Annotated in this window: 18 protein-coding genes; 10 read left to right on the plus strand and 8 right to left on the minus strand. The window is 61.2% G+C overall.

Going from position 1 to position 23,687, the window contains the following annotated elements; translation table 11 throughout:
* Positions 1-16: 16 nt before the first annotated feature.
* A complete protein-coding gene (gene tadA, locus AB4N33_RS16580) occupies positions 17-514 on the minus strand; it encodes a tRNA adenosine(34) deaminase TadA (RefSeq protein WP_460140176.1) in 498 nt (165 codons plus the stop codon).
* The gene (locus AB4N33_RS16585) at positions 514-1,887 is read right to left on the minus strand and encodes a multicopper oxidase family protein (protein ID WP_476457781.1); all 1,374 of its coding nucleotides are present in this window, start codon (positions 1,885-1,887) and stop codon (positions 514-516) included. Before AB4N33_RS16585 ends, tadA begins: the two co-directional genes overlap by 1 nt.
* A 196-nt stretch (positions 1,888-2,083) precedes the next feature.
* Between AB4N33_RS16585 and AB4N33_RS16590 the strand changes: the two genes are divergently transcribed.
* From AB4N33_RS16590 to AB4N33_RS16610, 5 genes are all read left to right on the plus strand, one after another.
* On the plus strand, positions 2,084-5,161 hold the full coding sequence (locus AB4N33_RS16590) for a membrane-targeted effector domain-containing toxin (RefSeq protein ID WP_476457782.1): 3,078 nt from the start codon (positions 2,084-2,086) through the stop codon (positions 5,159-5,161).
* Between the two features lie 199 nt (positions 5,162-5,360).
* Entirely contained in the window at positions 5,361-6,035 is a 675-nt protein-coding gene (locus AB4N33_RS16595) for a dermonecrotic toxin domain-containing protein (RefSeq protein WP_476457783.1), read from the plus strand.
* Positions 6,017-9,649, plus strand: a complete 3,633-nt coding sequence (locus AB4N33_RS16600; RefSeq protein ID WP_476457784.1) for a membrane-targeted effector domain-containing toxin — start codon at positions 6,017-6,019, stop codon at positions 9,647-9,649. Before AB4N33_RS16595 ends, AB4N33_RS16600 begins: the two co-directional genes overlap by 19 nt.
* A 286-nt stretch (positions 9,650-9,935) precedes the next feature.
* Positions 9,936-11,075: a mandelate racemase/muconate lactonizing enzyme family protein gene (locus AB4N33_RS16605; protein WP_476457785.1), complete on the plus strand. Its 1,140-nt coding sequence runs from the start codon at positions 9,936-9,938 to the stop codon at positions 11,073-11,075.
* A gap of 40 nt (positions 11,076-11,115) precedes the next feature.
* Entirely contained in the window at positions 11,116-12,399 is a 1,284-nt protein-coding gene (locus AB4N33_RS16610) for an MFS transporter (RefSeq protein ID WP_460117711.1), read from the plus strand.
* A 39-nt stretch (positions 12,400-12,438) separates the two neighbouring features.
* Here the strand turns inward: AB4N33_RS16610 and AB4N33_RS16615 are convergent, their stop codons facing one another.
* Positions 12,439-13,338: a LysR family transcriptional regulator gene (locus tag AB4N33_RS16615; protein WP_476457786.1), complete on the minus strand. Its 900-nt coding sequence runs from the start codon at positions 13,336-13,338 to the stop codon at positions 12,439-12,441.
* A 109-nt stretch (positions 13,339-13,447) separates the two neighbouring features.
* On the opposite strand from AB4N33_RS16615, the gene AB4N33_RS16620 reads away from it, so the two are divergent.
* Positions 13,448-13,945, plus strand: a complete 498-nt coding sequence (locus AB4N33_RS16620) for a lipocalin-like domain-containing protein (protein ID WP_460117715.1) — start codon at positions 13,448-13,450, stop codon at positions 13,943-13,945.
* Between the two features lie 14 nt (positions 13,946-13,959).
* On the opposite strand, the gene AB4N33_RS16625 is transcribed toward AB4N33_RS16620, so the two are convergent.
* Positions 13,960-15,057, minus strand: coding sequence for an aldo/keto reductase (locus AB4N33_RS16625; RefSeq protein ID WP_476457787.1), 1,098 nt, complete (start codon positions 15,055-15,057; stop codon positions 13,960-13,962).
* A gap of 132 nt (positions 15,058-15,189) precedes the next feature.
* Between AB4N33_RS16625 and AB4N33_RS16630 the strand changes: the two genes are divergently transcribed.
* Complete coding sequence (locus AB4N33_RS16630; RefSeq protein ID WP_476457788.1) at positions 15,190-16,080, plus strand: LysR family transcriptional regulator; 891 nt, start codon at positions 15,190-15,192, stop codon at positions 16,078-16,080.
* 97 nt (positions 16,081-16,177) lie between these two features.
* Positions 16,178-16,489, plus strand: a complete 312-nt coding sequence (locus AB4N33_RS16635) for a hypothetical protein (RefSeq protein WP_476457789.1) — start codon at positions 16,178-16,180, stop codon at positions 16,487-16,489.
* A 95-nt stretch (positions 16,490-16,584) separates the two neighbouring features.
* Here AB4N33_RS16635 and guaA read toward each other — a convergent pair whose 3' ends face one another.
* From guaA to AB4N33_RS16655, 4 genes are all read right to left on the minus strand, one after another.
* Positions 16,585-18,162, minus strand: a complete 1,578-nt coding sequence (gene guaA, locus AB4N33_RS16640; protein ID WP_476457790.1) for a glutamine-hydrolyzing GMP synthase — start codon at positions 18,160-18,162, stop codon at positions 16,585-16,587.
* A 126-nt stretch (positions 18,163-18,288) separates the two neighbouring features.
* A complete protein-coding gene (guaB, locus tag AB4N33_RS16645) occupies positions 18,289-19,758 on the minus strand; it encodes an IMP dehydrogenase (protein ID WP_460117721.1) in 1,470 nt (489 codons plus the stop codon).
* Positions 19,759-19,887: 129 nt separating this feature from the next.
* Complete coding sequence (locus AB4N33_RS16650) at positions 19,888-20,436, minus strand: sugar ABC transporter ATPase (RefSeq protein ID WP_460117723.1); 549 nt, start codon at positions 20,434-20,436, stop codon at positions 19,888-19,890.
* A gap of 154 nt (positions 20,437-20,590) precedes the next feature.
* A complete protein-coding gene (locus AB4N33_RS16655) occupies positions 20,591-21,358 on the minus strand; it encodes a sulfite exporter TauE/SafE family protein (protein ID WP_476457791.1) in 768 nt (255 codons plus the stop codon).
* A gap of 119 nt (positions 21,359-21,477) precedes the next feature.
* Between AB4N33_RS16655 and xseA the strand changes: the two genes are divergently transcribed.
* Positions 21,478-22,857, plus strand: a complete 1,380-nt coding sequence (gene xseA, locus AB4N33_RS16660) for an exodeoxyribonuclease VII large subunit (protein WP_476457792.1) — start codon at positions 21,478-21,480, stop codon at positions 22,855-22,857.
* 3 nt (positions 22,858-22,860) lie between these two features.
* The gene (locus AB4N33_RS16665) at positions 22,861-23,682 is read left to right on the plus strand and encodes a peptidoglycan DD-metalloendopeptidase family protein (RefSeq protein WP_460140185.1); all 822 of its coding nucleotides are present in this window, start codon (positions 22,861-22,863) and stop codon (positions 23,680-23,682) included.
* The last annotated feature ends 5 nt before the right edge of the window (positions 23,683-23,687 follow it).

Below are 23,687 nucleotides of genomic sequence, written 5' to 3' on the forward strand. Positions count from 1 at the left end.
GAGCGGTGTCAGTTTTCTAATCTGCCGATTTGGCCCGTCGCGCCTTGAAGAAATCACTCAACACCGCCCCACACTCCTCTGCCAGCACCCCGCCCTCAAACAGCACCCGGTGATTCAAGAAGCCCTGGGTAAAAAACTGCCCCTGGCTCTGAACGATCCCGGCCTTGGGCTCCAGCGCGCCGTACACCACCCGCGCAATGCGCGAATGCACGATCAGCCCGGCGCACATGCTGCACGGTTCCAGCGTCACGTAGAGCGTACTGCCCGGCAGCCGGTAGTTGCTGGCAGCCAACGCCGCTGCGCGGATCGCCACCATTTCGGCGTGGGCACTGGGGTCGTGGCCGCTGATCGGGCAATTGAAGCCACGGCCGATGATTTCACCGTCCTGCACCAGCACCGCGCCGACCGGCACCTCACCCAGCGCCGCGCCTTGTTCGGCCAGTGCCAGGGCTTCGCGCATGAAGTCGCGGTCACGGCTGCGATCGATGATCGCAGCAGGTCGAATCTGACGCATCACGCCACCTCGATGGCGGCCATCAGGCCGGTTTCCATGTGGTCGATCACATGGCAATGGAACATCCACACACCCGGGTTATCCGCCACCAGCGCCACCTGTGCACGCTCGTTCTTGCCCAAAAGGTAAGTGTCGGTGAAGTACGGAATCACCTTGTGCCGGTTCGAGGCGATGACCTTGAAGCTCATGCCGTGCAGGTGAATCGGGTGTTGATACTGGGTCAGGTTCTTCAATTCAAAAATGTAGCTTTTGCCCTTCTCAAGCTTGGCAATCGGCCGGTCAGCACAGGTCTTGTCGGTGATGTCCCAGGCCTTGCCGTTGATTTGCCACAGGCTCGGCGGTCTGTTGTCGACGTTGACCGACACCGAACCGACCCACTCGAAATTGAAGTTGAGTTTCTCGGCATTGGCCAGGTCCGGCTCGGCTACCGGGTTGGCCGGCAGTGCCGGTGGCCAGGTGGTCGGTTCGTCATTGTTGGCCACCGAGCGCAGTGTTCCCAAACGCACCGGACCGTTGCGCAGAGACAACTCTTCGCCGGCCGGCGGCGCCTTGATCGCCAGGCAAATGCGCATGCCAGGTCCCAGCCAGTATTCCTTGCCCAGCGGGCGCGGTTCGATGGGGTTACCGTCCAGGGCGTAGATCTTCGCTTCGACTCCGGGAATGTTCAGGCGATAGGTCAGGGTGTTGTCGAGGTTGAGCAGGCGCACCCGGGTAATCTGCCCCGCCGGCAAGTCGATGACCGGCGATGGCACACCGTTGATGGTCACCAGACGCCCGGCCGTACCGCCACGGGCAGCTTCACGGGGAATGCTGAACTCGACGAAATTGCCTTGCTCATCGACGTGCCAGTTCTTCAGGCTCAAGGTTTTTTCGTAATTGAACCCGGTCGGCTCGCGCTCTTCGACAATCAACGGCCCAACCAGCCCGCGCCCCAGTTCCTCGCTGCTGTTCACGTGAGGGTGATACCAGTAACTGCCGGCGTCGGGCACACGGAATTTGTAGTCGAAGTATTCGCCCGGCAGCACCGGAAGTTGGGACACATAGGGAACGCCGTCCATCTCCAGCGGCAGGCGGATGCCGTGCCAGTGAATGGTGGTAGCGACCGGCAGATGGTTGATAAACCGAACCCGCAGCCATTCGCCCTGGCGCACGCGCAACTCGGTGCCCGGCGCCGATGCGCCAAACGCCCAGGCCGGAGTCTTGTGCCCGGCAACCAGCTCCACATCCAGGGGCGCGGCGATCAACTCGTAGTCATGACCCGCGTCGGCATCGGCCATCTTGCCCAGCCAGTAACGCGAGGCGCCGCCCGCACCGACGCCAACGACAACAAGACCGGCCAGGCCACCGAGGATTTGGCGACGGGTAAAAGACATGAACTCAACCACCTTAACGTCCAGCGCAAACCCAGCGGCCTGCAAAAGGCGAATACGATACACCTGCGGTTGCGAAACGGTAAGGGCAGCGCGGCGGATGGACGCATGTGCGCACGTCTGTGCGGTACATATGTACCGCCCCGGCGACAATTGAAGGGTTCACCCTCGAGATCCCTATTCTCAAGGAACCGAGTCAATGAACACTGACCAAACCCCTCCCTTGCCCAATGCCGCCGACAAGGCGGCCCTGAAGGCGATTGCCGCCCATGTGGTCCGGACTTGCCCGAGCCTGCACGATACCGCCCACGAAGTTGCCGCCAACCTGTTGGTGAAATACGGCATCCATGATCTCGACCCCGATCAGGTGTATTTCCACCGGTTCAAGACCGCACAAAGTCTGGCGTCGTCTTTCACCGGTTGGCAGCATTACGGCGAAAAACCCTACGAATCCCTGACCCTCACGCAACTGGTGATCCACCGATTCCGCGCTACCGACCAGGACAACGCCGACCTTTTGGACACCTACGGCGGCTTCTATACCGCAGGCCCCGAGGTGGAAAACTTCGACGCCAGCAATGAAGTGCCATTGCATGGCAATGAGGTGCTCAAGCACTTCTGGGACCTCAACTTCAGTGACATTTACCGCAACAAACTGCATGCCTTCTGGGACGCCTACGCCGGTGACTTCCGCACGCTGGCCAAATGCACGTTCCTGGGCAAAACCATCGAGGCCCATGAGAGCGGGCAATTGAACCTCGAAGATTGCAACATGGCGCTGGAGGCGGTGATCGGTCCGATCACCTGGCCGGCCACGTTGAAAATGCTGCAAGCCGATGCGTCACCCGTCTCGTACCTGCGCGTCGCCGCCCTGGATATCGCCGGCCACGCCGCCACGAATATCCTGCGTATCATTGATGCCAAGGGCCGGCAGATTCTCTATGTACCGGGTGAGGACACACCTTTGCAGGTGTTCGAGACACCCTCAGACCTGCACTGGTGGATCCTCAATCAAATGAACGATGAATCCGCTCGCCGAGCCCTCATGACTCATTTCCCATTGGCGGAACGCCAGGCCATCAGCGAAAACCTCGTCGACCTGATGAATCGCCTGACAAGCACCTGGGGCCATTCCGATCATCACCTGATCAACCAGAAAGACCAGACGATTACCGGGGACGCCTTCGGCTGGCTGCGCGACTCGACCCGCAACGCCATGACCGAAGAAGCCAACCTGTCACTGACCTCCAATGGCGATCTGCGCAAGAAACTCTGGATCGGTTACCTCAGCGCCGGCCTCAAGGTGTTCGGCCCGATGGCCGCGGTGGGCTGGCCAGTGGCACTGCCGGTGATTGGCGCGAGCATTGCCAGCATGGGCCTGAATATCGATCAGGCGGTAACCGGCAAGACCGCCAGTGAGCGCAAGGAAGGCGTGATCGGGGCGATCTTCAATGCCATCGACGCGCTGTTCAATCTGCCGTTTCTCAAGGGTGTCGGGTCGGTGGCGGAGGTCGGTGCCGAGGTCGATGCGGCGGAAGCGGCGGAGTGGGACGAGTACGCCGAGTCGTCACGAACCCCGGACGAATCGGCCGTGCCCGATGAACCATCCGAAGGGCTGCCAACAGCCGCAGAAGCACCGTCGCCGAAGCCGGCTCCGCGCACCGACATACCGGAGAAATTTCAAACCAACGAACTGCTGGACAGCAAAACGCCCGTCAGCGAACCCGGTAAATTCCAGGGTATCTATCAGCTCGATGGCGACCCGCCGTACGCCATCATGATCAACGACAATGCCTACTACGTGCGTTATTTCCCCGACTCCAGAGGAGGCGGTTACTGGGCGATCGTCGACCCGACCCGGCCCAACCAGTTTATCCACTCCCTGCCCGTGCGCCTGAATGCCGAAGGACAATGGGAACGGATGCCCAAACTGCGATTGGCGGCCGGTGGGCAATGCATGGGCAAGACCGCCTGCGTGGTCGAACTGGATTTGACCGAGCAAGCAGCCGCCCAGCCCGCACCGCCCGCCCCGGAACAACCCCATCCGAGCGCCCTGCCGCCCATTTCCACCGGACCCAGACGAATTGTGACGTCCTACGACGTCGATCCCTATAAAGCGTACGGTTTGAAGCGCTGGGCATTGGACCTCCCTGAAACCCACGTCCGGATACAGAGAGGCCCCAGCGGCGAATTGCTTTCCCAGGATCGCTACGCACTTAACTTCGCCCAGAAACACCAGTCGCTGTTGACGTCCGCACGGCGTTTCTACCAGAACCTCGACTGGCGCTCTTTGCCTTCACGTCCGCACATTCCGGCGGTCGACAGTTCGATGACGTTCGCAACGTTGATCAAGCGCACGTTCAGCGCCTTTCCCGGATTGGTCATCGGCGAAACACTTGACCGGATCACCAGCATGAAACTGGTGATCAAGGACATGCCAACGCTGGCCGCCGAGGGCGTGAAAACCATCTACATGCGGCGCCTGCTCGCCGACTTTGCCCAGGAGGACCTTAATCAATATTTCAACACCGGCGTGATGTCCGAGGACCTGGAAAAATACCTGACTCAACTGGGCACCGATCCGGCTGGGCGCTTCAATGATCTGGAGCTGGTCAAGGCAGCCCGAGCCCAGCGTATCCGCGTGCAGGCTCTGGACTGCGCGGCCAACTATCGAAAACCCGTCGCCATGATCCCCCAGGATGAGCAGATGATGGCCAACCACCTGGCGAGCGAAATCATGTTCTCGGACAGGGTGCTCAATGGCGCCGGGAAATGGTTGGTACTGACCGGAGCGGAAAGCACCAACACGTTCAGGGGGATGGCAGGCCTCAGCGAGTTGGAAGGAGGCCTGGGCGTACGCATTGAGGAGGTGGACCCAGGACAAGGGCATGGCCTGGAAATCGATCCCGGCATTGAAATGGATCGCGGCCCCTCCGTGACCAGCGTGTTCAAGGGCAGGACCGACATCCTTTACAGCGACCTGCGCCTGCAAGTGGAAGCGCCGCCGGTGAATTGGACCGAAGAGCGAATCAGACGCCTGCTGTTCCGCAGGGGCATGTACCTGTTCCAGAAAGCGGAAGGTGCATACACCCTCGTCCATCGCAGCGGCGAGGGCTCCATCGTCCACACCGCCGTGGAGCCACTGGCGCACGGTAACCTGTGCATCATCCGCCCCGCATGGACAGAGGTCAGCGGCGTCCCGTTTCCTTCCGTCGAGCTGCTGTCGCGGGCGCTGAACGGCATGGGCATGGTGTTGCAGAGTCGCATTCCGAGCTGATCTGGCCGTCAGCCTATCGATGCCCCCGCGGGCCACACTCGACCCGCGCGGGTTCATGATGCGCTCGCACGCTGCGGTTTTTTCGTACGCATACCATCCATGTTCCGACATCGCACTGCCCTGTCTTCTGACAGACCCTTCACCCTTGCGCCTGAAATGATCGTGGCTGTTATCAACCCACCACGATCAAGGAAAGCCTGTGGACACTCCAGAATCCGATGTACTGCCCAATTCCGCCGACAGAGAGGCGCTCAAGCAACTGGTTCCGACACTCGTCGCCTCCTGCCCCGACATGTACGAAATGGCCTGCGCCATCTCCCGGGATATTCTTGCCGAACACCAGCTCAGCCACCTGGAACCCGAACAGGTTTATTTCCATCGATTTCACGCCGCGCAAAGTAGCCCGCTGACCTTCACCGGCTGGGAGCATCGTGTTGAAGTCCCCCGCGAATCGATGACCCTGCCGCAACTGGTCATCCAGCGATTCAGCGTGCACGACCAGGACAACGCCGACCTGCTCGACTCCGACGCCGGCTTCTACACCGCCGGCCCGGACGCCGGCAATTACGACCAGACCAACGAAATACGTTTGCACGCCAAGGATGTGCTGAAGGTGTTCTGGGACCTCAACTTCGCCGACAAGTACCGGAAAAAGATCAAGGCGTTCTGGTACAACCACCGCAAGACGTTCCGCATGTTGGCCAAATGTACTTTTCTCGCCAAGGCCATGGAGGACCGTGAAAGCGGGCGGCTTTCCGACGATAACTTCCGGACGGCCGTCAACGCCGTGGCCGGCAACGTCCGTTGGCCTGTGACGCGCCAGATGCTCGAAGAGCAAGCCCCCCTCCCAAGGGTGTGCGCATCAGCCTGTTGAAAGTCGGCGACTTCATCGCCACCGACATCCTGTGCATCGTCGACGCCCATGGCAGGAAAATGATCTACACCCCTGGCGAAGTTTGGGGCGTGCATGCCTTGCAGTCCGACCGCCATGTGCACTGGTGGATCCTGTCGAAAATCAAGACGCCGTCCGGTCGCAAGCGCTTCATGGCGCACTTCCAGGTTGCCGATCACGACATTACGGAGGACACCTCCTCGCGCAAGAGTGCAAAGCGAGAGTGGCTCGAAATACTGAACCCGGGCGCGGCACTCGCGGCAAAGATACTGAGTGAGCCAAACAACCAGAACGTCGGCCTCACCCATGTGCTCGATCTGCTGACCACGACCTGGCACACCAATGATCACAAGTTGGTCGCACTGTCGGCCGAAGCGGTGGAAGGCGATGCCTTCACGTTCCTGGGGTACGCGACCCATGCGCGCATGATCAGCGACGCCGAGTTCATGCTGCACTCCAATGGCGAGCTGCGTAAAAAACTGTGGATCGGTTACCTGAACGCCTTTAACAAGATGTTTGGTCCGATGGCCGCTGTGGGCTGGCCAGTCGCGCTGGCGGTGGTGGGTGCAGGCATCGCCAACGTCGGACTGGAGATCGATCAGGCGGTCAACGGCAAGACACCGGGCGCGCGCAAGTCAGCAGTGACCGCGGCAATCTTCACCGCCATCGACACGCTGTTCAACGCCACGTTCCTGGCGGGTGAAGGCGCCCTGCCGGAAATTGCCGAGACCTCGGTGCTCATAGAAGAGGAAGAGGCGCTACTGTTTGAAGCGGCGAAGGCGCGTACTCCGCTGCCGCCGATCGAGGATATCGCACCGACGCAAGTATTGCCCAAGGCACCGGAGAATTTCCTCGACTCGTTCAAAACTACCCTCACCGAACCGACTCTCCTGGAGGCCGACAACCCCAAATTCCAGGAAATCTTCAGGACACCGTCCGGCAAGACCTACATCCTGATGCGCCGCGCCGGCGCCGATGCCTTCTACGAGGTGCGCTATGTCGAGCAGATGCGTGGGTGGGTGATCATCGACCCGGTACACCCCTACTCGTTTTATCGCAATGTGCCGGTGCGCCTGAACGAAGCGTTGAAATGGGAGCCGGTCGCCCGCCCCGGCTTGCGCGGCGGCATGAAGATCTTCGGCGACTGGCCCTGGGGGCATACGACCACACCGCTGCCGGAAATCGCCACCGAACCCATGCCCTACGACGTGGCGGAATCGGTAAAAGCCGAACTGCGACCCGTGGCCGAGGCCCGTACCGATGATTTCCCACTGGACATCGGGCCTGAAACCGATGGGCTTTACCAGAACTTCAAATCGCTGCGTCGTCGTCTTTATGCCGACGCGAGCAGCTTCTATCGCGACCCCGTCTTTCCCGCGCGGCCGGCAGTGCCTGCCGTAAAATCGTCGACCACCTTCGCCGACTTGAGCAAAGGCGTGCTCAAGGATGGGCCTGGCCTGGTGCTCGGGCAGCCGAACGCCAGCACCACCGCCCGACGCCTCCTCATCAATAACTTCAAAGTGCTGAACAAGCAGAAGGTCAGGACGTTGTACGTGGATCGCCTGATGACCGATTTCCACCAGGCCGACCTCGATCTGTTCCACCAGATCGGCGAAATGTCCCCAACGCTGGAAGATTCGCTGAAGGCCATGGACCTGCAGATGGGCACCGATCCGGCCGGTCCCCACAGTTACATCGAGCTGGTGACGGCCGCGCAGAAAAACCACATTCGCGTGCAAGCCATCGACTGCATGGCCAGCCGGCGATTTCCAGGCATGGAGCGCACGACGGACGCCAGTGCCCGGAAAATGCTGAACTACTTTTCGGACGAAACCATCCGCGCCGACCAGACCGCACGAGGTGCCAATCGCTGGGTGGCGCTGGTGGATGACGATCGCGCCGGTAGCCTTTACAACGTCGCGGGCATCGGCAAGCTGAGGGGCGCCGTCTCGTTGCGCATTGAAGACGTGCCCACCGGCGCTACCGGGTTGACCGTCGATCCAGGAAGAGAAGTGCTCGATGAGCTGGATCGCGCTATCGACCTGCTCAAGGGCGACCTGCGCCTGCAAGTGGAAGCCAACACACCCATTGTCACGTTCAAGACGGTCGAGAAAGCCTTGCCCAGAAGTGGCATGTTCATGATTGAAGACAATGCAACCCTGATCCACCGCAGCAGTGACGGGACTCTGGTGCGCACACCGTTGCAGCGCGATGCCGGTGGATATTTCCTGATACGTCCACGGTGGAGGCTGGTCAGCGGACGTCGCTATGCCAGCCTCAATGAACTGGCCCTGGCGCTGGGAGACGAAGGCCTGACCCAAGCGCATGTGCGCATCGATCCCCTGGCTGCAGAGCCGCACATCAAGCCGCTGCCGGCTGCCGGAGGTACGGGCCAGGTGCCGAATCCGGATATCGAGCTGCCCGATAATCCGCTGTTTACCTCACCCTACGAGATTCCACGGGAGCTTCGCGGGAGTCTCAAGAACGCCGTCAACAACCCAGACGGGAGACTGCTGGGGGATGTTTTTGCTGAACTTGACGAAGAAGGCTCCTCACTGTCGGTCTTCCAGGCTTCACGTCGACGCTTGTTTGAGGCGACCAAAGCGTTTTTCGCCGACCTGGTCCTGGCCAAGCGACCACCGCTGCCGCCGATCGATCCCGCCTGGAATGCCGAATCGTTCATCGAGTGGTGGCTGGTGCATTACGACGGCCTGGTCATTGGTGAGAGTCATGCCGACATCGGCAGCAAGCAGTGGCTGATCGAAAATATGGAACTGATGGCCCGCAAGGGTGTGAAAACCCTCTACATGGAGCATTTGCTCACTGACTTTCACCAGGCGTCACTGGACAGTTTTGCCAGGAGCGGCGTCATGCCCAGGGACCTTGAAATGTACCTGCAGAGCCTGAATACGGGCCACATGACCGATCCGTCACTCACCTTCAACTTCCTCGAACTGGTGAGGGAAGCCACCCGCTACGGCGTCCGGGTCCAGGCCATCGACTGCATGGCCAGTTACCGGCTGAACGGCATGCAGGGCCTGCAAAAGACCACACGCCAGGCGATGATGAATTTCTACGCCCAGACCGTCATCGACGCCGACCTGATGACTCGCGGGCCAGGCAAATGGGTGTCGCTAGTGGGGAACTCCCACGCCAGTACATTTGAAGGTGTGCCTGGGGTCAGTGAATTGGAGAATGCGCTGGGGCTGCGCATCGAAGATGTGGGCAAGGGCCAGTCGCACGGCTTTGGACCTGATCCTGGCAGAACCTATTTCGATATCACGGGCAAGCCGGAGGGGACGGTGAAAAGCGATCTCCGATTACAGATGGAAACGCCGTGGCTGAGCCGAACGGACGAGGAGCTCGAACAGTTACTGAGCCGCCCCGGCATGTACACCCTCCAACGCAGACCGGACCGCGTTTTTCTCGTACACCGTGGGCGTGATGGCGTGATCGTGAAAACGCCTATCTGGTATGAGTCCGGGCATTTTTATATTCAACGCCCGGCGTGGCTGGCACTGCATGAAAAACGCTTCTCCAGCATGGGAGCACTGCGCAGGGCTTTGGAAGAACTGAAACTGACCGAAGCGAGCTGATCCGCAACGCACGGATGCCGCACAGATCTCCCCCTCTGTAGGAGCGAGCATGCTCGCGATGGTGGTGAACGATGACGCTGGTTGTCTGGATGCCAGCGGTGTCTGGACGGCCATCGCGAGCATGCTCGCTCCTACACCAAAGCCCCCTGCCCCGTGCTAGAGCCTCCCGCTGCAGGCAAAATGCGATGTCACAAAATGTTTCACTGTCATTTTCTATGTTGTACGATGACGTACCTGTGCTTCATGACAGACCCACAATTTTAATAAAATGGGCAAGGAGCGACTTTTGATCATTCGCAGTATCGAAGTTATCCGCATCAGCATCCCGTTCAGTACGGGCGCCAGCCAGCGGCAAAACCACGGCCAGGCCAAGGACGACGACGCCTTCAATGCCGCCTCGCCCAGCCATCAGCGCATGCAAAGCCTGATGCTCAAAGTCACCACGGACACCGGGCTGGTAGGCTGGGGTGAAGCGTTCGGACACGGCTCCAATCCGGTGACGTTCCAGGCGTTGACGGCCGTGGTCGGCCCGATGTTCATCGGCACTTCGCTGGAGCATCGCGAGCAGACGATGGAAAAGGTCCGCCGCGCCGTGCATGGTTTCGGCTCGAGCGGTGCCATGGTCTACGCCCTCTCCGGTATCGACATCGCCCTGTGGGACCTCGCGGCCCAGGAGGCCGGCGTTCCGCTGCATGAACTGCTGGGCGGCACGGCGCGTACGTTGGAGCTGTATGCCAGCCTGGTCAGCTACGGCAACGATCCCGACGAGGTCTATCGCCAGGTCAGCCGCGCCCGCGATCTGGGCTTTCGCAAGATCAAACTGCACGAGACCCACGTCGACGCGATTGCCGCCGCTCGCAGGGCACTGCCTGTCTCTGCGGGCGAGTTGATGGTGGACGTGAATTGCCCATGGTCGGTTACCGAAGCGAGCGAAATCGCCGAACGCCTGAAAACCCTGGAATTGACCTGGCTGGAAGAACCGGTCTGGCCGCCCGATGACGTCGCCGGACTGGCACAGGTGCGTCAACAAGGCGTGCCGTTGTCCGCGGGCGAGAATGCGGCCGGAGTACAGGGCATCAAGACCTTGCTTGAACAACAAGCCATCGATGTGGTGCAGCCCAGCGTGGCGAAAATCGGTGGCATCGGCGCCATGCTTCAGGTATTTGCCCTCGCTGAACAGCATGGCGTGAAAGTCGTGCCGCACTGCTTCTACTTCGGCCCAGGCCTTTTGGCCGTGGCACATCTGTGCACGTTGCTGCCGCCGAATGTGGCGGTGGAAGTGCCCTTCATCGAGTTCGAACGCCTGCTCTACCCTGCCCTTGCCTTCAAGCCGTACATGCAACTGCCAACCGCCCCCGGCCTGGGCTTCGACCCGGACCTGCAAGTGATCGAAGACTACTGCCTGGAACGTACGTTGATCGGCTGAGCCATCCCTGTTTTCTGTCAATAATAAAGGCCATAAAAGAATGAAAGGCTATTACCGCTGGAACATTGCCGGCCTGCTGTTTTTCGCCGGCATGCTCAACTACCTCGACCGCGCGGCCCTCTCGGTCGTCGCGCCACTGCTCAAGACCGAATTGCACATCGACGATGCGCAAATGGGCTTCATCTTCAGCTCGTTTTTCTTCGGCTACTGCGCGCTGTGCTTCATCGGCGGCTGGGCGGCGGACAAGTACGGGCCGAAAAAGGTGTTCGCCTGGGCCGCCGGCAGTTGGTCGGTGTTCTGCGGCCTGACCGCCGTCATCACCGGTTACCTGCAGCTGCTGATCTTCCGCGTGTTGTTTGGCATGGGCGAGGGGCCGATGGGCACCACGACCAACAAGGCCATCACCAACTGGTTCCCACGCCAGGAAGCCGGACGCGCCCTGGGCTTCACCAACTGCGGGCAACCGCTGGGCGCAGCTCTGGCTGGTCCCGTGGTCGGGCTGGTGGCGTTCAACTTCGGCTGGCGCATTTCCTTCGTGGTCATCGCCGTGCTGGGCGCGTTGTGGCTACTGGCCTGGCTGATGATCTTCAAGGACACCCCGGACCAGCACGCGAGTGTCTCCCAGGCCGAACGTGAACTGATCCGTGCCGGGCGCGAAGAAGTGTTGGTGGAGAACGTCGAAGAAGGCCGCAGCCTGTTCAGCTACATTTTTTCCATACCGGTACTGGCCGTCGCGACCGCGTTCTTCTGCTTCAACTACGTGCTGTATTTCTTCCTGACCTGGCTGCCCAGCTACCTGATGGACTACCAGCACCTGGACATCAAGAGCATGAGCATCATCGGCGTGATCCCGTGGCTCGGTGCGGCGGTGGGCTTCCTCGGCGGCGGCTTCCTCACCGATGCACTGACCAAGAAGCTCAACAACGTCATCCTTGCCCGTAAAATCATGCTCATCCTGGGCCTTGGCGTCGCCGCCACCTGCGTGCTGATCACCACCCAGGTGACCTCGCTGAGCATGGCCGTGGCGTGCATCACCATTTCCAGCGTGTTCCTGTTCGTGACCCCGCAAATCTGCTGGGCCCTGATTCAGGACATCGTGCCGAAAAACCGCGTCGGCGGCACCGGTGGCTTCGTCCACCTGCTGGCCAACCTGGCCGGCATCATCGCGCCCACGCTGACCGGGCTGGTCGTCCAGTACGGCGGCGGCTACAACGTGGCCTTCATCATCTCGGCGGCGGTCTGTGGCCTGGGGATGTTGGTGGTGGTGTTGGCGGTGCGGGGGCAGAGTCAGCAGGGCCCGGCTGCGGCAGCGGCGGTGCACTGAGCATTTCGAGTCACCCAAAGACGACGGCAGACGGCGCATTCATCGCTGTTCATCGGCCTCTTTCAAGAGGTCGATGAACGCACGCAACGGTGATGGCATGTGCCGATTGCGCGGGTAGTAAAGCGCCAGCCCAGGTATCGGCGGGCACCAGTTCGCCAGAACCGTCACCAGTCGCCCCGCCTTCAGCGCAGGTTGCGCAAAGTGTTCCGGCACGTAGGCGATGCCGCGTCCGGCCGCCGCCGCTTCCACCAGCAGATCGTTGTCATCAAGCGTGAGGTTGCCGGGCACATCGACCGTCACGTGCGCGCCGCGTCGGGAAAACTCCCACCGATAGCGCCTTCCACCCGGCAGACGTTGGCGTAGGCAGGAATGCGCCTGGAGATCGTCGGGCGTTTCGGGAATGCCACGGTCTTGCAGATAGGCGGGAGCAGCGACGGCGATGAAACGCACGTCGCCGCCGAAGCTGACGGCAATCATGTCTTGAGGGACGGTCTCGAGAAGGCGAACGCCGGCATCAAAACCTTGCTCCACGATGTCGACTAGCTGGCCTTGCGAGACAAGGTCGAGTTCAACCTCAGGGTACAGGTCCAGAAAACGGGGCACGACATCCCGCAACAGGATACGCGCCCCACTCTTGTTCGCATTGATCCGTAACTGGCCACTGGGCGTTCCGCGGGCGTCAGACAGCGTATCCAAAGCCTGATCGAGGTCCTGGAGCACCGGCTCGAGTCGTGCGAGCAGCTGCGATCCCGCCGGGGTCAGCGACACGCTGCGCGTCGTACGATTGAGCAACCGTATGCCCAGTTTTTCCTCCAGCCCGATCACGGCGTGGCTGAGTGCCGAGCGTGACACGCCCATCGCGTCCGCCGCCTTGCGAAAGCTGCGGTGGCTCGCTACGGCAGCAAATGCCGCCAAATCATTCAGGCTTGGACGGGGCATTCGTGAAATATCCTCACCAGCTCAACTCGTATTGGCCGTCTTATACCACCCTTCGAACTGATTTAACGTGAGGAGCACTACCCACAACGAACTGACCAGGGACCTGCTCATGCTCATCCGTTCAGCCATCTTCGCACTCGTCATCTGTCTCCCGGCTCTCCCCGCATTCGCGCAGACAGCAGCAAAAAACCAGGTGGTTGGAACCTGGAGAGTGGTTTCGGCAACGATCGATCCCGGTGGCCGTAATATCCCTGCGTATGGCGAGAGGCCCAACGGTCTTCTCGTGTTCACCGCGGACATGCATTTCATCGAAGTGCTGACCGATGCCAGCACCCCGCGCTTTGCCTCCGATGCCCGGGGCGAAGGAACCGATGAGGAGAACCGCAGGGCGATGTCAGGCAGTATCGGCTTCTTCGGCACCTATACCGTCGATGAAGAAGGTCAGTTCAGCGGCAATCACGTCCAAGCGGCGACGTTTCCCAACTGGGTCGGCAGCACCCGTACCCGCGAGCAGCTCACACTGGTGGTGAATGGCGATCGCATGACCGAACACTTTCGACGCCCGGAGGGCACTGCAATCCAGATCGAATTCCAGCGGGTCAAGTGAGGCCAGCGATGGGCTCACGTCGAGCTACGAGCGCGCGCATTGGCCTGGGCCCCACGGATCAGTCCCTGGTATTGGTCATCCTTGCCCGGGTACCAGGGCATCCGGCCTATTTGCGAAAAACCTGGAATAGTCTCCATGTGCTGCACCATGCGCCGGCGCATCGCCTCGTCCGGCAAGGGGCCGTACATGGCCTGCACGTTATCTTCGGCATGATCAGGATTTGATGTGCCACACAATACCGTCGTGACCGCCGGATGGGCCATGACCCACTTGAGGAAAAACTGCGCCCAGGTCGCGGCTTCGAACTCCCGGGCGAAGGCAGGCAGCGGACGCCCTTCCACCACCTTCATCAGGCGCGCCTTCTCGAGCGGAAGATTGATGAAGACGCCGACGCCATGGGCTGCGGCGGCTGGCAGCAGGCGCCGCTCGGCGCTGCGGTCGAAGATCGAATAGTTCGTCTGGACGAAATCGACACCGCCTCCCTCAACCAGTTGGGCAAGCTGATCCTGCGCCCCGGCTTCGTGGTGGGTGACACCAACGTAGCGAATGCGACCCTCTTTCTTCCACGCCTGCATGAGCGGGACGATTACCGGTGCATTGATGAGGGTATGGCACTGCATGAGGTCGATCGTATCGCGCCAGACACGCAGCCTCGACTGCTCGAAACTTGCCACTGCATGGCTTTCGTCGCCGAGGTATTCGCCGGTCGACCAGATCTTGTTGGCCATGAAGATCTCGGAGGCCTGTGGTGTGCTGGCCAGAAACGCCCCCACCGAGACTTCCGCCGAACCGTAGAGGGGCGACGTGTCGACCACTCGACCACCGCCCGCGACATAGCGCCGGAAGACCTCGCGTAGATGGCTGCGGTCGCCACCCGGGCGAGCGTCAAACGTCAGGAACGTGCCCAGGCCAAGCGAAGTCAGCGTCTGCTGGGTTCGCGCAATCGTGCGGGTCCGCACAGGTGTGGCGGCCGCCGCTACCGGCGAACCCGCTGGCGCCTGAGCGTGAGCCTCGGCGGGAAACAAGTGGGTTGCCGCCAGTAGTGTGGCGCCTGCGCCCATGGCCCCCATAAAGCCGCGCCGATTAAGGCCGGGCTGCTGTTGTTCACTCATCCGTCAGTCTCCTGTTGTGTCTTCATGCACGGGACACGTTTGCGCCCGCTTGCCGTTTGCCTATAAGTGACACACATCGACTGCACAGATAAGCTGATCAAAACCGATCAACTTGATAAGCAGGCCTTAACAATGCCGCCATTACGCCTGGACAGCCTGGAGATCCTTGAGGACGTCGTTCGCTCGGGTGGTTTTAGAGCCGCAGCGCTGGGCAGGGGTGTTTCGTCATCCGCCATCAGCCAATCGATCAGCGCCCTCGAAGAAGCGCTGGGCATCCGGCTGCTGAACCGAACCACACGCAGCGTCGCGCTGACCCAAGCGGGCGAGCAACTTCTGCAGCGACTGGGGCCCGCTTTACACGAAATAAGAGCGGCGTTGGACGACCTCAATCAGCTTCGCGACCGCCCCTCCGGCACCGTGCGCATCAATGCGCCGGGGCCGGCGGCCGATCACGTGCTGTGTCCCCTGGCCTTTGAGTTCATGAAGCTCTATCCCGAGGTCAACATTGAGATCGTCAGCGATGCCGCGATCATCGATATCGTGGAACAAGGTTTTGATGCCGGCGTGCGCTTTGGCAACCAGCTCGCTCAGGACATGATCGCCGTGCCCCTGGGCCCGGCCCTGCGCTATGCAATCGTGGCCGCGCCCGATTATCTCCAGCAGCGCGGTCAGCCGCAGGTTCCGCAAGATCTGCTGCAACACGACTGCATCCGTCGCCGTTTCCCCGGCGGTACCCTGGTGACGTGGAAATTCGAGAAGGATGACGACAAAGTGGAAATCGCCCCCGAGGGCCGGCTGACGCTGGGTTCAGCGCATCAGGAACGCCAGGCCGCGCTGGCCGGGTCGGGAATCGCTCACCTGTTCGAGGATTATGTGCGTGAAGACATCGAACAAGGCAGGCTGGTCGAATTGCTCAACGACTGGCAGCAGACGCTACCGAGCTGGTACCTGTACTACCCGAGCCGGCGACACCCCAGTGCAGCCGTGCGAGCTTTCCTCGAGTACATCCGTGATCAGCGATGATCCCATCAGCCACCCAACGCCCACTGTTTGAAATAGACACGCCGACAGGGATTGACCCGTCGGCCGATGCCACACTGATCCTTCAGGGAAGAACGCCATGTTCACAAGGAAGCTGTTGATAAGTTTTTGCACAGTGTTACTGGTTGGCTGCACGGGCCGGGGCTTTCAACCGCCGCCGCCGGAATTTACCAGTTGGAAAAAAAGCGGAGTCTCGCAAGACGGCGTCAAGAGCGCCATGACCGCCTGTGGTTATACCAACCTGGTGGGGACGGGAGACAAGACGCCGATTGACCAGGTACTCACGCGGTTCTATTGCATGAAGGACGCCGGGTTCTCGCGCACAGATAACATTGACCTGTGCAAAGAAGGCCGCATTGGCGAATCACCCGTGTGCGAAGGTCGCCGGTAGACCGCTCATAGCATGCCGCTGCTGCGCAAGTAGTCGCACTTTACGCGGGCATGAAAAAACCGGCCGGAGCCGGTTCTTTCATGCAGCGCTGCGGGTTATTCCCACTCAATCGTCGCCGGCGGCTTGCTCGACACGTCGTACGTCACGCGCGAGATGCCTTCGATTTCGTTGATGATACGGCCACTGACGGTTTCCAGCAGTTCGTAAGGCAGGTGTGCCCAACGCGCGGTCATGAAGTCGATGGTTTCCACCGCACGCAGGGCCACGACCCAGGCGTAACGGCGGCCGTCGCCGACCACGCCTACCGATTTCACGGGCTGGAACACCACGAAGGCCTGGCTGACCTTGTGGTACCAATCGGCCTTGCGCAGTTCTTCGATGAAGATGTGGTCGGCGCGACGCAGCAGGTCGGCGTACTCCTTCTTCACTTCACCCAGGATACGCACGCCCAGGCCCGGGCCCGGGAATGGGTGGCGGTAGACCATGTCGTACGGCAGGCCCAGTTCCAGCCCCAGACGACGCACTTCGTCCTTGAACAGTTCGCGCAGGGGCTCGACCAGTTTCAGGTTCATTTCTTCCGGCAAGCCACCCACGTTGTGGTGCGACTTGATCACGTGGGCCTTGCCGCTTTTCGCGCCAGCCGACTCGATCACGTCCGGGTAGATGGTGCCCTGGGCCAGGTACTTGATGTTGTCCAGCTTGCAGGATTCGGCATCAAACACATCGATGAAGGTACGGCCGATGATCTTGCGCTTCTTCTCCGGGTCGGCTTCGCCGGCCAGGTTGTTCAGGAACTGGTCTTCGGCGTTGGCGCGGATGACCTTGACGCCCATGTTCTCGGCGAACATGGCCATCACTTGCTCGCCTTCGTGCAGGCGCAGCAGGCCGTTGTCGACGAACACGCAGGTCAACTGGTCGCCGATGGCCTTGTGCAGCAATGCAGCAACGACCGAGGAGTCGACACCGCCGGACAGGCCCAGCAGCACGTTGTCGGTGCCCACTTGAGCGCGCACCTGGGCGATGGCGTCTTCTGCGATTTTCGACGGGGTCCACAGGGCTTCGCAGCCGCAGATGTCGAGGACGAAGCGCGACAGGATGCGACCGCCCTGCTTGGTGTGAGTCACTTCCGGGTGGAATTGCACGCCATAGTAGCCGCGCGCGTCGCTGAACATGCCGGCGATCGGGCAGCTTGGGGTGCTGGCGAGGATGTGGAAGTCGCCAGGCATTTTGGTGACCTTGTCGCCGTGGCTCATCCACACGTCGAGGCCAAACAGGCCGTCGGCGTCGATGTGGTCTTCGATGCCATCCAGCAGGCGGCTCTTGCCGACCACGTCGACACGGGCGTAACCGAACTCACGCAGCTCGGAACCTTCAACCTTGCCGCCCAGTTGCTCGGCCATGGTCTGCATCCCGTAGCAGATGCCGAAAACCGGTACGCCCAGGTCCCAGACGGCCTGTGGTGCGCGTGGGCTATCGGCCACGTGTACCGATTCCGGGCCGCCCGCGAGGATGATCCCCTTTGGCGCGAATTCGCGGATCGCTTCGTCGTCCATGTCGAACGGATGCAGTTCGCAGTACACGCCGATTTCACGCACGCGGCGGGCGATCAGTTGGGTGTATTGGGAACCGAAGTCGAGGATCAGGATGCGGTGAGCGTGAATATCGAGGGCCATGGAAAAAAACTCTCAAAGCAGTTGCAAGCTTCAAGCTGCAAGCTGCAAGTAATCGGAGGCTGCGCGGTGGCTGCACAAACACAGCACCGCTTGCAGCTTGTAACTTGTGGCTTCTAGCTGGAGGCGTCAGCCGACCCGGTAGTTTGGCGCTTCCTTGGTGATCTGTACGTCGTGTACGTGCGACTCGGCCATGCCTGCGCCGGTGATCCGCACGAATTCAGGGATGGTGCGCATCTGCTCGATGTCGGCGCTGCCGGTGTAGCCCATCGAGGAACGCAAGCCGCCCATCAACTGGTGGATGATCGCGCTCAGGGTGCCCTTGTAAGGCACACGGCCTTCGATGCCTTCCGGAACCAGTTTCTCGGCGCCGGCCGAGGAGTCCTGGAAGTAACGGTCGGAGGAGCCTTGAGCCTGGGACATGGCGCCCAGCGAACCCATGCCACGGTAAGCCTTGTACGAACGGCCCTGGAACAGTTCGATCTCGCCCGGTGCTTCTTCGGTACCGGCGAACATCGAGCCCATCATCACGCAGGAGGCACCGGCAACGATGGCCTTGGAGAGGTCACCGGAGAAACGGATGCCGCCGTCGGCGATCAACGGAACACCAGTGCCTTCAAGGGCAGCGGCAACGTTGGCGATGGCACTGATTTGCGGGACGCCGACCCCGGCGACGATACGGGTGGTGCAGATCGAACCAGGGCCGATACCGACCTTGACCGCATCAGCGCCGGCTTCGGCCAGGGCCTTGGCGGCGGCGCCGGTGGCGATGTTGCCGCCAATGACCTGCACGTCAGGGAAGTTCTGCTTGACCCAGCGAACGCGGTCGATCACGCCTTTGGAGTGACCGTGGGCGGTGTCGACCACCACCACGTCCACACCGGCATTGACCAGGGCGGCAACGCGGTCACCGGTGTCTTTACCGGTACCGACGGCAGCGCCTACGCGCAGGCGACCTTGATCGTCCTTGCTGGCCAGCGGGTAAGCCTTGGCTTTTTCGATGTCGTTGACGGTCATCATGCCCTTGAGGGCGAACTTGTCGTCGACGATCAGGACGCGTTCGATGCGGTGCTTGTGCAGCAGCTCGCGAACGTCGTTCTTGTTGGCGCCTTCCTTGACCGTGACGAGGCGCTCTTTCGGCGTCATCACTTCACGGACGCTGACGTCCAGGCGGCTTTCGAAACGCACGTCACGGGAAGTGACGATGCCGACCAGGTCGCCATCGTGCAGGACCGGTACGCCGGAAATATTGTGCAGGCGGGTCAATTCGAACAGGTCACGTACCGTGGCATCTGCCTCGATGGTGATCGGGTCCTTGACCACGCCGGCTTCGAACTTCTTGACCTTGCGCACTTCAGCAGCTTGCTGCTCGATGGTCATGTTCTTGTGGATAATGCCGATGCCACCTTCCTGAGCCATGGCGATTGCCAGACGGGCTTCAGTAACGGTGTCCATGGCGGCAGAAACCAGAGGAATGTTCAACTCGATGCCACGGGTAAGGCGGGTCTTCAGACTGACTTCGTTAGGAAGCACCTCGGAATAACCGGGCACTAGGAGAATGTCGTCGAATGTCAGAGCTTCTTGGCTGATACGCAGCATCGCGGGGGCTCCCGAGCGGGAAAATGGAAGCGCGCCATTATAGTCAGACACCCTGCCCTGTTCAATGTAAAACTCTGTCTATATTCGATGTGGTGATCGACGGAGCTTTTCCCGGCCCAAAGTGCCTGTTTAGAGCTCGACCTTGACGCAACTGACAGGCTGGTCCAGCCAGTCGGCAAACTCGTCGAGAAAGCTTTGCTTGAACCCGGCCTCGGCCCAGTTGTTGAAGATGAAACCCAGGTTGGAAAACCCGCATTCCTGCAGGAACAGAAAGCCATTGATGTCGTCTTCATGACCGCATTCGGGGCAGGTGAAGTTATCGGTGCGCCCCGGCATCCAGTCTTCCAGGCTTTCGAACAGCGCCTCGCCGACTTCCTGGCGGCACTCGGCGCAGCCCGCCTCCCCCAGGAACCCCTTGGCCGGCGTGTAAATGCAGCGTTTGGTGACGATCTCCAGGCCATTGACCGGCTCGCCAAACGGAAGCGCCTCGGGGTGCAGCACCACGGCGCGGGCCCCCTCGGCAATGGCGTGCCCCATGCGGTTGCCGGTACGCCCACAGGTGGTCAACTCTTCGTGGATGATGTTCTTACGCACCAGCCAGCGCACGATTGCCCGAGCCCGGGGCTCGTGAACCGGCAAGGTGGAGATTTTCGGGACGATGATGCTTTGGGAGTTCATGGGGTGGGCCTGGCGCATTTGCAGTGTTCGGACTGACGCCATCGCGGGCAAGCCCGCTCCCACAGGGTTCAGCGGCGTTCACAAAACCTGTGGGAGCGGGCTTGCCCGCGATGAGGCCCTAAAGGCCGGCAGCTTAATCCCTGACACCCAGAGGTCAAGTGCTCAGGTACCGCCCGATCAAGGCAATCCCGCTGGCCAGCACCAACCAGGTCACCAGCCGCACGAACGCCTCGCGGGACAGGCGCATGGTCAGCCGCCGCCCGATCCACAAGCCCAGCGCCATGGCCGGCAGCAAGCACACCGCCAACACCAACAAGCGTAGCTCGGCATACACCCCCGCGACGACAAACAGACTCAGCCGAACCACGGTGCTGCAACTGATCAGCGCACTCTGGGTGGCCCGCGCGGCTTCTTTCGACAGGCGGCTGTTGAGGTAGATCGCGTAGAGAAACCCTCCACTGCCGAACAGCGCACCAAACATCCCGCCGATCGTGCCCATCGGCACCGCCCAAGCGGCCGAGAGCTCGGCCGGGCGGGCTTTGACCCACAGGCTGTAAATGGCGTAGGCACTGATGAACAGCCCCATCAACAGCAGCAACACATCAGAATGCAGGTTCAGCAGGAAAATTACCCCCAGCGTGCACCCGATCGCCATGCAAGGCAGCAGCCGCAGCAACTCGGGCCGTGCCACATCCCTGCGCGAAGGCAGCAAGTTGCCGAATGCCGCGATGAAATCCAGCAGCACCAGCAACGGCACGATCTTGGACAACGGCATGAACAGAATCAGAATCGGCCCTGCCACCAGCGCGGTGCCAAAACCAGCGATGCCGAACACGATGTAGGCCAGGGCAATGCCGAGGCCGATCACCAGCCAATCCGTGAGGCCAAAGGGCCATTGCTGCAACAGTTCGAATACATTCATTGGGTGTCATCCTTGAGTTCGGCACCTACTTTACCTGTTCACCGAATCCTGTAGGAGCGAGCTTGTCTCCTACAGGATTTGCGTTAGCCTCGGATCAGCGAAGCCTTTAAACTGCGCCCATGATTAAAGATCCCTTTGCAAGACTCGGCCTGGACCGGGAAATCCTTACCGTCAGCCAGCTCAATGGCCGCGCGCGGGTGTTGCTGGAAGATGTGTTCAGCAATATCTGGGTCGAAGGCGAAATCTCCAACCTCGCCCGCCCGGCGTCCGGGCACGTGTACTTCACCCTCAAGGACAGCGGCGCCCAGGTGCGTTGCGCATTGTTCCGCCAGAACGCACAGCGCGTGCGCCAGGCGTTGAAGGATGGTCTGGCGGTGAAGGTGCGCGGCAAGGTTTCGCTGTTCGAAGGCCGTGGCGATTATCAGTTGATCCTCGACACCGTGGAACCGGCCGGTGACGGCGCGCTGCGCATGGCTTTCGATGCCCTGAAAGAAAAGCTCAGCGCCGAAGGCCTGTTCAGTGCCGAGCGCAAGGTGCCACTGCCCGCGCATCCGCAACGCATCGGCATCATCAGCTCGCCCACTGGCGCGGTGATCCGCGACATCATCAGCGTATTCCGCCGCCGCGCGCCGCAGGTGCAATTGACGCTGATCCCCACCGCCGTGCAAGGCCGCGAAGCCACCGCGCAGATCGTCCGCGCGCTGAAGCTGGCGGACGCCCGTGGTTTCGATGCCTTGATCCTGGCCCGTGGCGGCGGCTCGCTGGAAGACCTTTGGTGCTTCAACGAAGAAGCCGTGGCCCGCGCCGTGGATGCCTGCGTGACGCCGATTGTCAGTGCCGTCGGCCATGAAACCGATGTGTCCATCAGCGACTTCGTCGCCGACGTTCGCGCCCCGACGCCGTCGGCTGCCGCCGAGCTGCTCGCCCCGGACTCCAGCCATCTGGTGCGTCAGGTCGAAAGCCTGCATCGCCGGCTGGTGATGCGCATGCGCGACCGCTTGATGCGTGAGCGCTTGCGCCTCGAAGGCGTTTCCCGCCGCCTGCGCCACCCTGGCGAACGCCTTCGCCAGCAGGCTCAGCGCCTGGATGATCTGGACATGCGCATGCGCCGCGCCTTCGAGCGCAGCCTCAATACCCGTCGCGAACGGCTGATGCGCCTGGAAACCCGCCTCGCCGGGCAACACCCAGGACGCCAGCTGGCGATGCTGCGCCAACGCCTGGACAGCCTCGCCGAACGTTTGCCTCGGGCCATGCGCGAAGGGCTCAAGGATCGCCGTCAACAACTGCACGCGCAGATGCAGACGCTACACGTGGTCAGCCCGTTGGCGACCTTGGGCCGTGGCTACAGCATTCTGCTGGACGAGCGCGGCAATGCCATCCGCAACGCCGCGCAAACCCACAACGGCCAGCGCCTGAAAGCCAAACTCGGCGAAGGCGAACTGCAAGTGCGGGTCGAAGACAATCACCTGACGCCCGTCACCCTTTCTTTACTGGACTGATCCATGCCGCGCTTTTTAGCTTCGCTGCTCTTGCTGTGCCTGACCTTCAACGCCCATGCCGACAGCTACATCACCCGCCTGTTGAACAAACCGGTGCCGGGCGGCGTGGCCGTGATCGATCTGGGCACCGCTGCGCAGACACCAACCGCCAGTTATCAGGGCAAACCGGTCCTGGTGGTCAAGGAGCAGGACAACTGGCGCGCCATCGTCGGTGTGCCATTGACGGTCAAGCCGGGCGTGCAGTCCATCAGCAGCGGCGGTCGCACCCTCAACTTCAGCGTTGGCAGCAAGAAGTACCCGGAACAACGCATCACCCTGAAGAACACTCAGCAGGTCAATCCGGACCAGAGCAACCTCAAGCGCATCGAGCGCGAACTGGCCGAACAGATTGCCGCCTATCGCACCTTCAGCCCGAACACACCGAGCAACCTGCTGCTGGACAAGCCGGTCAACGGCCCGCTGTCGAGCAAGTTCGGCGTGCGCCGCTTCTTCAACGGCGAAGAGCGCAATCCGCACTCGGGCCTGGATTTCGCGGTGCCCGCCGGCACACCGATCAAAACCCCGGCCGCTGGCAAGGTGATCCTGATCGGCAATTACTTCTTCAACGGCAACACCGTGTTCGTCGACCATGGCCAGGGCTTCATCAGCATGTTCTGCCACATGTCGAAAATCGACGTGAAGGTCGGCCAACAGCTGGCTCGCGGTGGCGTGGTGGGCAAGGTCGGGGCTACCGGGCGAGCGACCGGGCCGCACATGCACTGGAATGTCAGCCTGAATGATGCGCGGGTGGATCCGGCGATTTTTATTGGGGCTTTCCAGCCTTAGTTTGT

This window comes from Pseudomonas sp. S1_E05 (genome assembly GCF_056337105.1).

What these genes read in the sequence shown, in the direction of transcription:
- tadA (WP_460140176.1), bottom strand. Translation starts at nt 514, where the DNA reads ATGCGTCAGATTCGACCTGCTGCGATCATCGATCGCAGCCGTGACCGC.
- AB4N33_RS16585 (WP_476457781.1), bottom strand. Translation starts at nt 1,887, where the DNA reads ATGTCTTTTACCCGTCGCCAAATCCTCGGTGGCCTGGCCGGTCTTGTT.
- AB4N33_RS16590 (WP_476457782.1), top strand. Translation starts at nt 2,084, where the DNA reads ATGAACACTGACCAAACCCCTCCCTTGCCCAATGCCGCCGACAAGGCG.
- AB4N33_RS16610 (WP_460117711.1), top strand. Translation starts at nt 11,116, where the DNA reads ATGAAAGGCTATTACCGCTGGAACATTGCCGGCCTGCTGTTTTTCGCC.
- AB4N33_RS16615 (WP_476457786.1), bottom strand. Translation starts at nt 13,338, where the DNA reads ATGCCCCGTCCAAGCCTGAATGATTTGGCGGCATTTGCTGCCGTAGCG.
- AB4N33_RS16620 (WP_460117715.1), top strand. Translation starts at nt 13,448, where the DNA reads ATGCTCATCCGTTCAGCCATCTTCGCACTCGTCATCTGTCTCCCGGCT.
- AB4N33_RS16625 (WP_476457787.1), bottom strand. Translation starts at nt 15,057, where the DNA reads ATGAGTGAACAACAGCAGCCCGGCCTTAATCGGCGCGGCTTTATGGGG.
- AB4N33_RS16630 (WP_476457788.1), top strand. Translation starts at nt 15,190, where the DNA reads ATGCCGCCATTACGCCTGGACAGCCTGGAGATCCTTGAGGACGTCGTT.
- AB4N33_RS16635 (WP_476457789.1), top strand. Translation starts at nt 16,178, where the DNA reads ATGTTCACAAGGAAGCTGTTGATAAGTTTTTGCACAGTGTTACTGGTT.
- guaA (WP_476457790.1), bottom strand. Translation starts at nt 18,162, where the DNA reads ATGGCCCTCGATATTCACGCTCACCGCATCCTGATCCTCGACTTCGGT.
- guaB (WP_460117721.1), bottom strand. Translation starts at nt 19,758, where the DNA reads ATGCTGCGTATCAGCCAAGAAGCTCTGACATTCGACGACATTCTCCTA.
- AB4N33_RS16650 (WP_460117723.1), bottom strand. Translation starts at nt 20,436, where the DNA reads ATGAACTCCCAAAGCATCATCGTCCCGAAAATCTCCACCTTGCCGGTT.
- AB4N33_RS16655 (WP_476457791.1), bottom strand. Translation starts at nt 21,358, where the DNA reads ATGAATGTATTCGAACTGTTGCAGCAATGGCCCTTTGGCCTCACGGAT.
- xseA (WP_476457792.1), top strand. Translation starts at nt 21,478, where the DNA reads ATGATTAAAGATCCCTTTGCAAGACTCGGCCTGGACCGGGAAATCCTT.
- AB4N33_RS16665 (WP_460140185.1), top strand. Translation starts at nt 22,861, where the DNA reads ATGCCGCGCTTTTTAGCTTCGCTGCTCTTGCTGTGCCTGACCTTCAAC.